The organism is Streptomyces rectiviolaceus (assembly GCF_039533825.1).
Classification (GTDB): Bacteria; Actinomycetota; Actinomycetes; order Streptomycetales; family Streptomycetaceae; genus Streptomyces; species Streptomyces rectiviolaceus.
Map to the genome: position 1 here is coordinate 1 of NZ_BAAAUG010000030.1, position 14,558 is coordinate 14,558.

11 protein-coding genes are annotated in these 14,558 nt (G+C 71.3%); 6 read left to right on the forward strand and 5 right to left on the reverse strand.

Annotation, left to right across the window (positions count from 1 at the left end; genetic code table 11):
• Positions 1-173 precede the first annotated feature (173 nt).
• Together ABD378_RS10150 and ABD378_RS10155 are read left to right on the forward strand one after the other, a co-directional pair.
• Positions 174-1,187 (forward strand): protein phosphatase 2C domain-containing protein, encoded by a 1,014-nt coding sequence (locus ABD378_RS10150; protein ID WP_344520305.1) that lies wholly within the window; start codon positions 174-176, stop codon positions 1,185-1,187.
• Positions 1,188-1,250: 63 nt separating this feature from the next.
• Entirely contained in the window at positions 1,251-2,993 is a 1,743-nt protein-coding gene (locus ABD378_RS10155) for a pyruvate dehydrogenase (RefSeq protein WP_344520243.1), read from the forward strand.
• Between the two features lie 25 nt (positions 2,994-3,018).
• Here the strand turns inward: ABD378_RS10155 and ABD378_RS10160 are convergent, their stop codons facing one another.
• Positions 3,019-6,075 carry an alpha-mannosidase gene (locus tag ABD378_RS10160; RefSeq protein ID WP_344520244.1) on the reverse strand — a complete coding sequence of 1,019 codons (3,057 nt, stop codon included), beginning with the start codon at positions 6,073-6,075 and terminating at the stop codon, positions 3,019-3,021.
• A gap of 217 nt (positions 6,076-6,292) precedes the next feature.
• Here ABD378_RS10160 and ABD378_RS10165 point away from each other — a divergent pair, with 217 nt between their 5' ends.
• The gene (locus tag ABD378_RS10165) at positions 6,293-6,775 is read left to right on the forward strand and encodes an ATP-binding protein (RefSeq protein ID WP_344520245.1); all 483 of its coding nucleotides are present in this window, start codon (positions 6,293-6,295) and stop codon (positions 6,773-6,775) included.
• Positions 6,776-6,814: 39 nt separating this feature from the next.
• Here ABD378_RS10165 and ABD378_RS10170 read toward each other — a convergent pair whose 3' ends face one another.
• Positions 6,815-7,879 carry a DUF2637 domain-containing protein gene (locus tag ABD378_RS10170; protein ID WP_344520246.1) on the reverse strand — a complete coding sequence of 355 codons (1,065 nt, stop codon included), beginning with the start codon at positions 7,877-7,879 and terminating at the stop codon, positions 6,815-6,817.
• Between the two features lie 232 nt (positions 7,880-8,111).
• Positions 8,112-8,972 (reverse strand): (2Fe-2S)-binding protein, encoded by an 861-nt coding sequence (locus tag ABD378_RS10175; RefSeq protein WP_344520247.1) that lies wholly within the window; start codon positions 8,970-8,972, stop codon positions 8,112-8,114.
• 192 nt (positions 8,973-9,164) lie between these two features.
• Here ABD378_RS10175 and ABD378_RS10180 point away from each other — a divergent pair, with 192 nt between their 5' ends.
• Positions 9,165-9,905, forward strand: coding sequence for a GntR family transcriptional regulator (locus ABD378_RS10180; protein ID WP_344520307.1), 741 nt, complete (start codon positions 9,165-9,167; stop codon positions 9,903-9,905).
• A 218-nt stretch (positions 9,906-10,123) separates the two neighbouring features.
• On the opposite strand, the gene ABD378_RS10185 is transcribed toward ABD378_RS10180, so the two are convergent.
• Both ABD378_RS10185 and ABD378_RS10190 read right to left on the reverse strand, forming a co-directional pair.
• The gene (locus tag ABD378_RS10185) at positions 10,124-10,900 is read right to left on the reverse strand and encodes a hypothetical protein (protein WP_344520248.1); all 777 of its coding nucleotides are present in this window, start codon (positions 10,898-10,900) and stop codon (positions 10,124-10,126) included.
• Positions 10,901-11,039: 139 nt separating this feature from the next.
• The gene (locus ABD378_RS10190) at positions 11,040-12,746 is read right to left on the reverse strand and encodes a PucR family transcriptional regulator (protein WP_344520249.1); all 1,707 of its coding nucleotides are present in this window, start codon (positions 12,744-12,746) and stop codon (positions 11,040-11,042) included.
• Positions 12,747-13,073: 327 nt separating this feature from the next.
• Here ABD378_RS10190 and ABD378_RS10195 point away from each other — a divergent pair, with 327 nt between their 5' ends.
• On the forward strand, positions 13,074-13,964 hold the full coding sequence (locus ABD378_RS10195; RefSeq protein ID WP_344520250.1) for an FAD binding domain-containing protein: 891 nt from the start codon (positions 13,074-13,076) through the stop codon (positions 13,962-13,964).
• A complete protein-coding gene (locus ABD378_RS10200) occupies positions 13,964-14,557 on the forward strand; it encodes a (2Fe-2S)-binding protein (protein ID WP_344520251.1) in 594 nt (197 codons plus the stop codon). The genes ABD378_RS10195 and ABD378_RS10200 overlap by 1 nt, the downstream gene beginning before the upstream one ends.
• The last annotated feature ends 1 nt before the right edge of the window (position 14,558 follow it).

Consider the following 14,558-nt stretch of genomic DNA (forward strand, 5'->3'; position numbering starts at 1 on the left):
CCTGGGAGCCACCCGCCGCGCCCACGGGGCCGGTCACTTTTCCGGCGGGGCCGTCGAAGCCTCCCGGTGACCCGAGCCGCACGACCGCCGTCCCCGCGCCCCGCGCGCCCGAGGAATCCACGGTTCCGGGTCCGCAGGCGTCCGCCCCGGTGGATCCGCAGGTACCCACCCCGGTGGAGCGGGAGCCGTCTGTGACGGCAGCAGCCGTGGACGCCGTCCCGTACGTCGGCGACGGGCCGCCCACCTACGACGCCGAGCCCACCGTCCTGCCCGCCGCCGACCCCGACGACCTGGGCGATCTGGTCGCCGACACCGTGCTCGACGGCGCCCGCTACGGCACATCGACCCTGCGGGCCGTCTCCGTGCGTGGGGACTCCGCGCGCTATCGGGGCGAGCCGCGCCGCGACTCGCTGCTCACCGCGCGGTTCGGGACCGGGGAGAGCGCTCTGATCCTGGTGGCCATGGCAACCGGCGCGCGGGCCACACCGGGCGCCCACCGCGCCGCCGCCGAGGCCTGCGCCTGGATCGGCCGTGCCGTGGGGCGCAGCCATCAGCGGCTTTCCGAGGACATCCGGGCCGCCCGGCGCGGCGACCTCAAGAGCGGTCTGCACCGCCTCACCGACCGCAGCCTCGGCAAGCTCCGCGCGCACGCGGCCGACCTGGGCGTCGAGCCCGAGGAGTACGCGGCGTCCCTGCGCTGCCTCCTGCTGCCCGCCGACCCCGAGTGCCGAACCCGCGTCTTCTTCGGCGTCGGCGGCGGCGGACTCTTCCGGCTCAGGGACGGCGCCTGGCAGGACATAGAGCCCCGCGTCAGCGACCCCGCCGGTGACGCCGGGCCTCCCGTCGTCGGATTCGGCTCCGTACCCCCGGAGACCCCCGACGGCGATCGGCTCACCATGGACATGGGGATCATCACGCCCCCGAGTCCGTACGAGCCCGCCCCCGAGCCCCCGCACCGCGAACCCTTCCGTTTCCGCGCCTCCGTAGCCCGCCCGGGTGATGCCCTGGTGCTCTGCAGCGGCGGCCTCGCCGAGCCCCTGCGGGGCGAGCCCGAGTTCGCCGCGCACCTCACGCAGCGGTGGGCCAAGAGCGGTCCGCCGGGCCTCGCGACCTTCCTCGCGGACATCCAGGTCAGGGTCAAGGGGTACGCGGACGACCGAACGGCGGCCGCTGTTTGGGAGGCGTGAGTGCCCTAACCGTGAATTCATGGACCCCAAGAGAATCAAGGGGACTGAAGGGTTCGTGAAGCCATGGCCAAGCAGAACGTCGCCGAACAGTTCGTCGACATCCTCGTCCGCGCCGGTGTGCGCCGCATGTACGGAGTCGTGGGCGACAGCCTCAACCCGGTCGTGGACGCGATCAGACGCACCAAGGGCATCGACTGGGTGCAGGTCAGGCACGAGGAGACCGCGGCCTTCGCGGCCGGCGCCGAGGCCCAGATCACCGGGAGCCTCGCCGTCTGCGCCGGATCCTGCGGCCCCGGCAACCTCCACCTGATCAACGGCCTCTACGACGCCCACCGCTCCATGGCGCCCGTCCTCGCCCTCGCGTCGCACATCCCGTCGAGCGAGATCGGCCTCGGGTTCTTCCAGGAGACCCACCCCGATCGGCTCTTCCAGGAGTGCAGTCACTACAGCGAGATGATCTCCAATCCGAAGCAGATGCCGAGGCTGCTCCAGAGCGCCATCCAGCACGCGATCGGGCAGTCCGGCGTCAGCGTCGTCACGCTGCCCGGAGACATCGCCGACCAGCCCGCCCCGGACAAGTCACCCGAGAGCGCCCTGGTCACCTCGCGCCCCACCGTGCGCCCCGGCGACACGGAGATCGACAAGCTCGCCGCGATGATCGACGAGGCCGACAAGGTCACCCTCTTCTGCGGCAGCGGCACGGCAGGCGCGCACGCCGAGGTCATGGAGTTCGCCGAGAAGATCAAGTCTCCGGTGGGTCACGCCCTGCGCGGCAAGGAGTGGATCCAGTACGACAACCCGTACGACGTCGGCATGAGCGGGCTCCTCGGCTACGGCGCCGCCTACGAGGCCACCCACGAGTGCGACCTCCTGATCCTCCTCGGCACGGACTTCCCGTACAACGCCTTCCTGCCCGACGACGTCAAGATCGCCCAGGTCGACGTGCGCCCCGAACGCCTCGGCCGCCGCTCCAAGCTGGACCTCGCCGTCTGGGGCGACGTACGCGAGACCCTGCGCTGTCTCACCCCGCGCGTCACGCCGAAGAGCAACCGCAAGTTCCTCGACAAGATGCTGAAGAAGCACGCGGACGCGCTTGAAGGCGTCATCAAGGCCTACACGCGCAAGGTCGAGAAGCACATCCCGATCCACCCCGAGTACGTGGCGTCCGTCGTCGACGAACTCGCCGCCGACGACGCGGTGTTCACCGTCGACACGGGCATGTGCAACGTCTGGGCGGCCCGCTACCTCTCCCCGAACGGCAAGCGCCGCATCATCGGCTCCTTCAGCCACGGCTCGATGGCCAACGCCCTGCCGCAGGCGATCGGCGCCCAGTTCACCGACCGCAAGCGCCAGGTCGTCTCCATGTCGGGCGACGGCGGGTTCTCCATGCTGATGGGCGACTTCCTCACCCTCGTCCAGTACGACCTGCCGGTGAAGGTCGTCCTCTTCAACAACTCCTCCCTCGGCATGGTCGAGTTGGAGATGCTGGTGGCCGGCCTCCCTTCCTTCGGCACGGACAACCACAACCCCGACTTCGCCGCCGTGGCCCGCGCCGCCGGTGCCTACGGAGTGCGTGTCGAGAAGCCCAAGCAGCTCGCGGGCGCCCTGAAGGACGCCTTCTCGCACAAGGGCCCCGCCCTCGTCGACATCGTCACCGACCCGAACGCCCTCTCCATCCCGCCCAAGATCAGCTCCGAGATGGTGACGGGCTTCGCGCTCTCCGCCAGCAAGATCGTCCTGGATGGCGGGGTCGGCCGCATGGTCCAGATGGCACGCTCCAACCTGCGGAACGTGCCACGCCCCTGACGTTGGGTCAGGCAGACCAGACAGATCAGGCAGGCCGCAGTCGCAGCGTCAGGATCTGGAACGGACGCAGCGCGAGCAGGAGCCCCGCGTCGTCCGTGTGGGCCGGTTCGAGCGGGCGCTCCAGAAGATCGGTCACCTCGGCCGCGCTCACCGCGAACGACGTGGTGAGCGCGGCCGCCGCGCGCCCGCCCCGCGACTCGTAGAGCCGCACCACGACATCGCCGCTCCCGTCGTCCGCGAGCTTCACCGACTCCACCGTCACCGCCGGATTGTCGACGCTCACCAGGGAGGGCAGCACGGGCGCGGACGCGACCCGCAGCGGCAGGTTCAGCGCGAGCCCCTCCGCGACCGCGTCGCCCGTCGTCGCGCCGGGCAGCAGGGCGTACGTGAAACGGTGCACGCCCAGATCCGTCTCCGGGTCCGGGCTGTGCGGGGCGCGAAGGAGCGTGAGCCGCACGGTGGTGCCGAGACCGTCGCCGTGCGGGGCGCGCGTCACGTCATGGCCGTACGTCGAGTCGTTGAGCACCGCCACGCCGTACGCCTCCTCGGCGACCCGCAGCCACCGGTGCGCGCAGATCTCGAAACGGGCCGCGTCCCAGCCGGTGTTGGCGTGCGTGGAACGGTGTACGTGCCCGAACTGGATCTCGGCGGCGGACCGTTCGGCGTGCACGTCCAGCGGGAAGGCGGCCTTGAGCACCTTCTCCGACTCCCGCCAGTCGACGTCCGTGACGACGTCGATACGCCGGCTGCCCGCCGCGAGCCGGATCTCCTGGGTGATCCGCGACTCCCCGAAGACCCGCACCACACGGACGGAGACCCGCAGCGGCCCGTCCTCGACCAGCTCCACGGACTCGGCGTCCGTGAGGTCGGTGTGCGTGTGGCGGTAGTGCTTGTCGAGGTCCCACGCGTCGTAGTGCGTGGGGTGGTCGGGATGCAGCTGGAGGAGGTTGCCGCGCGAACCGGGGGACAGGACCTCGCGGTGCGCGTCGACGTCGTGCACGGAGGTCAGCAGGCCGTCCGCGTCGATGGAGACGCGCAGGTGCTCGTTCAGGAGCTGGATCTCACCGTCCGCCAGGAGAGCGGTGGCCCCGGTCTCCCGGGTGTACCCGGCGGCCTCCGTCAGGCCCCGCGTCCCCAGGGCAGGGACATTGACGTGCACCAGAGCGCCCTGGTCGGTCGTGACGACCTCGCTGCGCGCGTACGGCGACGCGTTGAGCGCGGCGGGCTCTCCCTCGCCGAGGGAACGTACCGCCTCCGCGGTGATCTCATCGAGCTCGGCGAGCACGCGCGCGTACGTGTCGCGGGCCTCCCGGTGCACCCACGCGATCGACGAGCCCGGCAGGATGTCGTGGAACTGGTGCAGGAGCACCGTCTTCCACAGACGGTCCAGGGCGTCGTAGGGATAGGCGTACGAAGGGTCGCGCAGCGCGGCCGCGGTGCACCACAACTCCGCCTCGCGCAAGGCGTGTTCGGTACGCCGGTTGCCGCGCTTGGTGGCCGCCTGCGTCGTGTACGTGGCACGGTGCAGCTCCAGATAGAGCTCGCCGGACCAGACCGGCGCCTGCGCCCCGTACTCCTCCTCGGCGGCGACGAAGAACTTCGACGGCTTCTCGATCTCGACCCGCGGTGAACCCTCCAGGGACCGCAACCGCCGTGCCTTCTCCAGCATTTCGCGGGTCGGACCGCCCCCGCCGTCACCCCAGCCGAACGGCACCAGGGAACGCGACGCGCGGCCCTTCTCGGCGAAGTTCCGCTCCGCGTGGGCGAGTTCGGCGCCGTGGAACTGGGAGTTGTAGGTGTCCACCGGGGGGAAGTGCGTGAAGACACGGGTGCCGTCGATGCCCTCCCACCAGAAGGTGTGGTGCGGCATCTTGTTGGACTGGTTCCAGCTCAGCTTCTGGGTGAGGAACCAGCGCACGCCCGCGAGCTTCGCCAGTTGCGGGAACGCCGCCGTGTAGCCGAAGGAGTCCGGCAGCCAGATCTCCTCCGTCTCCACGCCCAGCTCCTCGCGGAAGAACCGCATCCCGTGCGTGATCTGCCGGGCCAGCGCCTCGCCGCCCGGCATGTTCGCGTCCGACTCGACCCACATGGAACCCACCGGCGCCCAATTGCCGTCCGCGACGGCCTTCTTGATGCGCTCCCAGATGTGCGGCTGGTGCTCCTTGACCCACGCGTACTGCTGGGCCTGCGAGCAGGCGAAGACCAGCTCGGGGTAGTCCCGGGCGAGCGCCGTCACATTGGCAAAGGTGCGGGACGCCTTGCGCACCGTCTCGCGCAGCGGCCACAGCCACGCCGAGTCGATATGGGCGTGCCCGGTGGCCGAGACCCGGTGGGCGCTGGCGTGGGCGGGGCTCGCAAGGACCTCGGCGAGCTCGGCGCGGGCGGCTGCCGCCGTGCCCGGCACGTCGTGCAGATCGAGCGCGTCCAGGGCCCTCTCCAGGGCGCGCAGAATCTCGTGACGGCGCGGGCGGGCGGCGTCCAGTTCGTACATCAGCTCCGAAAGGACCTCGATGTCCAGGGTCAACTGCCAAACGTCCTCGTCCAGTACGGCGAGATCGGCAGAGGCGAATCGGTAGATGGGACGATCTCCCGCGGTCAGTACGTCGCCCAGCGGTGTCGGTTCGAAGTCATGCAGGACGGCCGGGTTGGCCGCCGCCTCCAGGAGGAGGTGCACCGGCTCGCCGCCCCGCGCGGAGGCCGCCACGGGGATGTGCCGGTTGCGGGGGTGAATGCCCTTGAGGGGGACGCCCGACGCGTCGTACACCAGGCCCTCCGCCTGGAAGCCGGGTCCATCGCCGGTGAAGCCGGGGTCGACGACCACCTCGACGTGGCGCCCGCGCCAGGCGTCCGGCACCTGACCGCGCAACCGGAACCAACTGGTTGACCAGGGTTTTCCCCACTCGGTGCCCGTCTCGAAGGGCGCGTACGAGGCTTCGAGAGCCTCGGCGACGGGGACCGGTTCGCCCGGCGCGTGCCAGACGGAGAGGGCGAGCGGCACACGGTCCGCGTACTGGGCGGGGCGGATGAACTGCCGCAGGGCGCGCTCCAGGCGTCCCTCCACCAGCAGTCGGTCGTCGTGCACGGCGGCTCCTCGGAATGCTCGGGCGGGCCCGGCGTGGCGTGTTCGGGCCCGGTCGGGATCAAGCAGAAACGGTCCACCGCTTCACTTCCCCGCCGGGCTCGGGCGCACCCACCCCAATGGTTGACGAATGGACATGAGTGCCGCCAACCGGGTGGGGCATGCATTCCGTGAGGGTGTTCGAGCAGGAAGGATCTGACTCGTTTTGTGGGCGGGGGTCATGACAAGGCAGTTAAGAGGGGGCAGTCCCATCCATCTCGGGACTTCTTCGCCGAAAGCAAGGGACGAGCCGACCGACAGCAAGCCGGTAGAGCTCCATCGGGCTCAACTCCGGCGCAGATTGGGGCGATCCGACCTACGGGCGGTCCCTGAAGTCAGGGGCGCGCTGCGTGAACTGCTCCGGTCCTGGGGGAGGCCCGGAAGATCCGAGATAGCCGAGCTGCTGACCAGCGAGCTGGTCACGAACGCACTGGTGCACACCGATCGTGACGCCATCCTGACGGCGACCGTGCGGCCGGGCAGGCTGCGCGTCGAGGTCAGGGACTTCGTGGGGCGTCGCCCGAAGCTCTGCGTGCCGGACGCCGACGGCAGCACGCACGGCCGAGGTCTGATGCTCGTGCAGTCCCTCGCCGACGCGTGGGGCGTGCGGGCGCACGGGGTCGGGAAGGTGGTGTGGTTCGAACTGGACGGCGGCCCGGCATGAACCGGACCACCGCCCAACTCCCGTCCTGCGCTGCTGACATCAGCCGAACTGCTGCTCCAGATCCTTGAGCTTCTGCTCAAGGGAGTCGAGCCGCGGCAGCGTCTGGGTGTCGTCCTCGGCGGTGAGGTCGACGGTGACGGGTTCAGTGCCGTTCTTGACGGCCTGGAGGGAGGGCCGGGAGCGCAGAGGCAGCTGTTCCTGGGGCTGCGGCGCTATGGCAGGGTCCGTGCCGACCTGCGCGGACCCGGCGGCAGGCGCGACCGCGGGCAGATCGACCTGGCGCCCTCCGCCCCGGCCGGGGAGGGCGCGATGCCCGCGGCTGATCGCCTTGAGCTGCGCACGCTCCAGCTTCTCCCGGTCCCGCCTGGTGATCCGGGTGCGCTCCTTCTCGCGCCGGTCCTCGCGGACCTCCTCGACCGCCTCGTCCAGGGTGCGCACGCCTTCGAGGAGCATCAGCGACCAGGCGCCGAAGGTCTCCCGGGGCGCGCGCAGCCACCGCACGATCCGGATCTGCGGCAACGGCCTCGGCACCAGGCCCTGTTCGCGCAGCGCCGCACGGCGCGTCTGCTTCAGGGCGCGGTCGAAGAGCACCGCGGCCGAAAGCGACATCCCGGCGAAGAACTGCGGGGCGCCCGCGTGGCCCAGGCCCCTGGGCGCGTGCACCCAGTTGAACCACGCGGCGGCGCCGGCGAACGTCCACACCAGGAGCCGCGAGCCGAGGGCCGCGTCACCGTGGCTCGCCTCGCGCACGGCGAGCACGGAGCAGAACATCGCCGCGCCGTCGAGCCCGAACGGGACCAGGTACTCCCAGCCGCCGGTGAGGTTGAGGTTCTGCCGGCCGAAGCCGACCAGGCCGTGGAAGGAGAGCGCGGCGGCGACCGCCGCACAGCAGAACAGCAGAACGTACGAGGCCGTTCCGTAGACGGCTTCCTTGCGCCTGCGGCGCTCCTCGCTGCGTTCCCACGTGTCGTCACTCGAGGCATTGGCGGCCGCCTTCTGCCCGGCGCGCTTGCCGCGTGCGAGTACCGCCACCGCCACCGCCATGCCCAGGAGCAGGACACAGCCCGGAAGCAGCCAGTCCAGCGATATGTCGGTCAGTCTCATCTGGGGTCCCTTGCGTCGCGGTAGGGCGTTCGGGCGCCATAGTGGCCCAATCCCGATGGCCCCCAGAGGGGTTTCGGCGCAAGAGAACGCCAAGGGGGGTGCAAAGGGGTGCGGCGCGCGCCGTTTTGCTCGAACTCAGGCCACGGGGAGGGGAGTTGAGTTCGATTAAACGAACACGAAAGGGTGGTTCAAGGGGGAGGGGTCGCGGTTTCGGTCCGGAGCGGGGCTCCGGTCAGGCCGCCGCGGCGGCGCTCAGCCGCGCGACGCGGTCCGCGTCGCAGGTGCGCGGGCAGGTCACACAGGTGTCCTCGGGGCGCAGCGTGTAGAACATGCAGCAGCTCGCGCGGTCACGCGTCGGCAGGGACTCGCCGTTCGGCCCCGTCAGCTCACGGAACCCCGCCGTCCCCACGTACGGCTTGGTGGCTCCCGGAAGCAGTCGCTCCAGCTCGTCAGTGGCGCGCTGCTCCTCACCGAGGAGATGGGCGATGTACCAGAGCCCCTCGACGATCTCGTCCGTGGCGACGCTCCACAGGGCGCGCGAGCGGCGCCGCATCCGGGGCCCGAAGGCGTCAAGGAGCGGTCCCAGATGCTCGGCGACGGAGGCCCGCACCTCCGCGCGCAGAGCCTCCTCGTCCGGCACGACGCGGGCGCCGGGCAGCGAGGCGGCCGGATCGCCCGGCAGACAGGCGAAGCCCGCGCTGCGGACGGCGAGGCGGCCGAGGGTGCGCTGGAAGGCGACGTTCTGTACGGGGTAACGGGGCACGCGGCGGTGCAGGAACCACGGCAGGGTGATCAGCAGGGTGGCCGGCCAGGCATAGCGGTGCAGCGCGAAGCTGGCGATGACGTCAGGGCGCCCCGCCTGCCCGTAGTCCTTCAGCACCTGCGCCTCGTCCCACGCCATGAAAGCGTCGAGGTCGGCCCCGCCCTCCGCGAGCCGGGAGGCGGTGACCCAACCGCCGCCCTGTGGGGCCTGCTCGTACGCGCCGAGGTCGTCGAGCTCTGTCACACGCAGTCCGGGGAACACCTCGGTGAGGCGTGCGTAGGCGTCCGCGAGGGCGCTCGGGGCGCGCTTCGCCAAGGCGGGAACGGACATGGAGGGACCACCGAATCGCGATCGATTGCAGGTAAGCCTAACCTTACCCGGAATGATCGAGGTTTCAACTGGGGGGCTGTCCGCCTATGGTGCCTCTCGTACCTTTCGGACCGAGCGGACTTTGGGGTGGACCTCGTGGAGCAGGCCAGAGCGCATGACGCGTACCGCCTCGCCGTCCGTGTGCCGGAGCAGGTGCGGGCCTCCTCGGCCCCGGCTCCGGCTCCGGCCTCTGCCCCGGCCCCGGCGTCGCGTCCGGCTCGCGGTGAGCACACGCACGGTGAGGCGGCGGTGCCCGCGCCCCGCAAGACGGTGCAGCGGAACTCGGTCCGCGGGCAGATCCTGGCCGCCCTGCGGGCCGCGCTCGTCGGCGGCGATCTCGCGCCGGGCGAGGTTTACTCGGCGCCCGTGCTCGGCGAGCGCTTCGGGGTCTCGGCGACTCCCGTGCGCGAGGCGATGCAGCAGCTGGCGATCGAGGGAGCGGTGGAGGTCGTACCGAACCGCGGCTTCCGTGTCACCGAGCGGAGCGCGCGCGAGCTGGGGGAGCTGGCGGAGGTGCGGGCGCTGATCGAGGTGCCGGTGATGCTTCGGCTTGCCCGTACGGTGCCCGCGGCGCGGTGGTGCGAGCTGCGGCCGCTCGCGGAGGCGAGTGCGGTGGCGGCGGCGGGGGGCGATCTCGCCCGGTACGCGGAGGCGGATCGGGCCTTTCACGGGGCGGTGCTCGGCCTCTCCGGGAATCAGCAGCTGGTCCAGGTGGCGGACGATCTGCACCGCCGGTCGCAGTGGCCCCTCGTGAGCGGCCCTGTCCATGCCCGCCGCGCGGACCTCGTCGCTGACGCGGCGGAGCACATGGCTTTGCTGGAGGCGTTGGTGGCGCAGGACCTGGGGGTCGTCCAGTCCCTGGTGCGGGAGCACTTTGCGGGGGCGGGGGGCTGAGGTTCGGGCGGTCCCTGCGGGGCTTTCCCCAACCCCACCCCTTCCCGAAACTGGGGCTCCGCCCCAGACCCCGCTCCTCAAACGCCGGAGGGGCTGAAAGATCTCCCCCGGGCCGGGAGTGAATCTTCAGCCCGTCCGGCGTTTGAGGACGAACTCGGCGAAGCCGGTGATGACGGCAACCAAGGCCCCCGCGCCGAGCGGGTGTAACCGCTCCTACCTCACGCCGCCGGCGCCGGAGGCGACAACTGCTGCGCCAGCCACGACGGCACCCCGCCCATCAACCGGAACAGCCGCGCCGCCTCAGCCCGAAGCCGCCCCGCCTCAGGCTCCGGCTCGGCATCGGCGAGAGCCGCAAGCGCAGGAGCCGTCCCCACCAGATACCCCAGCTCCTCCCGAATCCGCAGCGACTCCGCGAACCCATGCCGCGCCTCCGCCAACTCCCCTTCCCGCAGGGCGAGTCCGGCCAGATGACGCCAGGTGAAGGACAGCAGCAAGGGATCCGAGTGCGCCGTCGCCCCCGCATGCGCCCGCCGGTAGGCGGCCCGCGCCGCCTGGGGCGAGTCCGCGATGTGCTCGGCGATCAGGCCACGGCGGAAGTCGAGGAGAGGGCGCCCCGAAGCATTCGGGGCGAGCAGCGCCGCCGCCCGCCCCAGCGCCGTACGCGCCTCGTCCGCCCGGTCCCGCACGCCGAGCACCGTGGAGGCGTACGCCAGCTGCCCGCGCTCGCACGCCGCGGCCCCACGGTCGTCGTCCGCCACGGCGAGCGCCTCCGCCGTGCGCAGTCCGTCCTCCGCCTCGGCCCATCCCTCGCCGGTGAACAGGCACCGCTCCACCAGGAGTGAGGTTCTCTGGAGCGCCGCCGATGGCCCCTCTCGCGAGGCCAGCAGCGCGGCCGCGTCGGTCCAGCAGCCGCGCGAGCGCAGCCGCCATACCGCGGTCTGGAGTGGATCGTCCCCTGCAGTCGTTCCGGAACCAGACATGGCGGTATGCGCCACGTTGCCCTCCCCGAGCACGCCATTGAGCTGTTGAGTCGTGGGCGCATCTCAGCATGGATGTGCGCACCCGGCCAAGGGGCTGGGTGAAAGAATTCACAAAGGGCGGACCATGAAAGGGGTTTGACCGAGGCCGCTCGCGTCAGCTCATCCGCAGTGCCAGGAAGAAATCGAGCTTGTCCTCGAGGCGCGAAAGGTCACGACTCGTCAACTGCTCGATACGGCCCACCCGGTAGCGCAACGTGTTGACGTGCAGGTGCAGCCGCGCCGCGCAGCGCGTCCAGGAACCGTCGCAGTCCAAGAACGCCTCCAGGGTCGGGATGAGCTCCGCACGGTGGCGCCGGTCGTAGTCCCGCAGCGGGTCGAGGAGGCGGGCCGTGAAGGCCTTGCGCACGTCGTCCGGGACGAAGGGCAGCAGCAGGACGTGCGAGGCCAGCTCCTGGTGGCCCGCGGCGCAGACCCGCCCCGGACGCGCCGCCGCGACCCGGCGGGCGTGCCGTGCTTCCTCCAGGGCGCCGCGAAGACCCTCCGCCGAGTGCACGGAAGCGCTGACGCCGAGCGTGAGGCGTCCGTCGCCGTCGAGGCCCGCCGAGAGGGGGTCGCGGACGGACTCGAGGAGGGTGTCGGCAAGGAGGCCCGTCTCCGAGCCGTCGTGCTCCGCGGAGACCGCGGGCAGCGGCACGAGCGCGATCGCCTCGTCACCCGTATGGGCCACCGCGATCCGGTCGGACGGCTCGGGGCCGGCCGCCAGCGGGTCGACGAGGATCTCCTCCAGGAGGGACTGGGCCACCGGGCCGCCCTCGATCTCGCCCCCGTCCCACTCGACGCGGGCCACCACGACCTGCCAGTGCGGCGCCGCGCCCAGGCCGGGAAGGAGCACGGGGGCGGCGACCCGCAGGCGCGCCGCGATCTCCGCGGGGGCCGCGCCCGTCTGGACCAGTTCGAGAACCTCCTGGGCCAGCCTGCGCCGCACCGTGCGGGCGGCATCGCGCCGGTCACGCTCCACCGCGATCAGCTGGGTGACGCCCTGCAGCAGGTCGAGCCGCTCCTCGGGCCAGTCGCCCGCGTCGGCCTCGACCGCCAGGAACCAGTCGGAAAGGACCGTCTCGCGCGCGTCGCGCAGGGACGCCGCGCTCGCCGCGGCCGTGGCCGACGCGGAAGCCGGACCGCGCCCACTGCTCCGAACGGGGAACAGGGAGTACGTCGTGCCGTCCAGCTGGACCCTGTGCGGCCGACGCCGACCCGTGCGCGCCGCGGCCAGGTGCTCGGCCGCCAGGCGGGCGCACACCGCCGTGGACAGGGCGGGCCCCGTCGCGCTCGACCCCGCGATGGCGCGGCCGGCCGGGGACAGGACCCAGGCCCGCAGGTCCAGGTCGGAGCCGAGCAGGTCGAGGACGACGTCGGGGCCTCCGCCGGTCGGGCCCGAGGTCATCAGGCGGCGGTGCCGGTCGACGACGGCGGCCAGATCACCGGCCCGCTCGCCGGACACCTGACGGACGACGTGCTCGGTGATCGTCGCGAAGGCGACCGACTCGTTGACGGCGAACAGCGGCAGGCGGTGCCGCGCGCAGGCCTCGACGATGTCGTCGGGCACATCGCCGAGCTCGGCCTCGCCCGCGGCGAGCGCCGCCACTCCGGCGCTCGCGAGGATGCGTACGAAGGGTTCGGTGTCCGAGGCGTCGCGACGCCAGGCGAGGCCGGTCAGGACCAGCTCGCCGCCCGCGAGGTACCGGCTCGGGTCGCGCAGGTCCGTGGTCATCACGCCACGTACGGTGCGGTCGAGCTCTTCCTCACCGCCGAGCAGCCGCAGGCCCAGCGCGTCGGTGTCAAGGAGTGCGCGCAGCCGCATGGTGGTCGCCGCCGATCTTGTCTCGAATGGGATGTACAGGCAGCCCGGATCAGTCGACCCGGGCCCGCGTGCCTTGGGGTGTCTCCGGTTTCCAGGGGGAATCCGCGAGGTTACTGAGGCCCGTTCTTCATACGAATCTACAAGACGCGCGGCTTGGCCAGCCAACTCCTTCATGGTTTCGGTGACTGACCCCATCGGACGACCGGGCGGTGTACTTGCCCCACTCCGCGTTAACAGCACATGAACGAGCAGTCGAGAGGCCTCCGGTCCGACTTGGCTGGATCCTCTCGAACGAACGACCCTCGATATGAAGAAGAAGAGAGCCTCATGGACTTCCTTCGCCCCGCCAGCTGGGAGGAGGCGCTCGCCGCCAAGGCCGAGCACCCCACCGCTGTGCCGATTGCGGGTGGCACCGATGTGATGGTCGAGATCAACTTCGACCACCGTCGTCCCGAGTACCTGCTTGACCTCAACCGCGTCGCCGAGCTGAGCGAGTGGTCGGTGGGCGAGGAGACGGTCCAGCTGGGCGCCTCGGTTCCGTACACCCAGATCATGGAGGAGCTGCGCACGGAGCTCCCCGGTCTCGCGCTGGCCTCGCACACGGTGGCCTCCCCGCAGATCCGCAACCGCGGCGGCGTAGGCGGCAACCTCGGGACGGCGTCCCCGGCCGGTGACGCCCACCCGGCGCTGCTCGCCGCCGACTGTGAGGTCGAGGTGGAGTCCGTACGCGGATCGCGCCTCATCCCGATCGACGACTTCTACACCGGTGTCAAGCGCAACGCGCTCGCCGCCGACGAGCTGATCAAGTCCGTCCACATCAAGAAGGCGGACGGACCGCAGCAGTACTCGAAGGTCGGCACCCGCAACGCGATGGTCATCGCCGTGTGCGCCTTCGGTATCGCCCTGCACCCCGAGACCCGGACCGTACGGACCGGCATCGGCTCCGCCGCCCCGACCCCCATCCGGGCGAAGGCGGCCGAGGAGTTCTTGAACGCCGCGCTCGACGAGGGCGGCTTCTGGGACAGCAAGAAGATCATCACCCCCTCGATCGCCAAGCAGTTCGCGGAGCTCGCCTCCGGTGCCGCCAACCCGATCGACGACGTCCGCGGCACGGCGAACTACCGCCGGCACGCCGTCGGCATCATGGCCCGCCGCACGCTCGGCTGGACCTGGGAGTCGTACCGCGGCAACGGCCGCAGCACTGAGGGAGTCGCATAATGCGCGTGAACTTCACGGTCAACGGCCGTCAGCAGGAAGCCGACGACGTCTGGGAGGGCGAGTCCCTTCTCTACGTCCTGCGTGAGCGCATGGGGCTTCCGGGCTCCAAGAACGCCTGTGAGCAGGGCGAGTGCGGTTCGTGCACCGTCCGCCTCGACGGCGTACCGGTGTGTTCGTGTCTGGTCGCGGCCGGACAGGTCCAGGGCCGCGAGGTCGTCACCGTCGAGGGCCTGGCGGACTACGCCAAGCACCGCGAGGACTCCCACCCGGGCGGCGCCTGCGGCTCCGTCTGCGGCGGCACCAGCCTCCAGGAGGCCCGCCAGTGGCAGGCCAAGGGAACGGACGGGCAGACCGGCGAGGGCGGCGAACTCTCCACGATCCAGCAGGCGTTCATCGACGCCGGCGCCGTCCAGTGCGGCTTCTGCACCCCCGGCCTCCTCGTCGCGGCCGACGAACTGCTCGAGCGCAACGCATCGCCGTCGGACGCCGACATCCGTGAGGCGCTCTCCGGCAACCTCTGCCGCTGCACCGGTTACGAGAAGATCCTGGACGCGGTCCGCCTGGCGGCCGCCCGTCAGGAAGAGACGGTCTGAT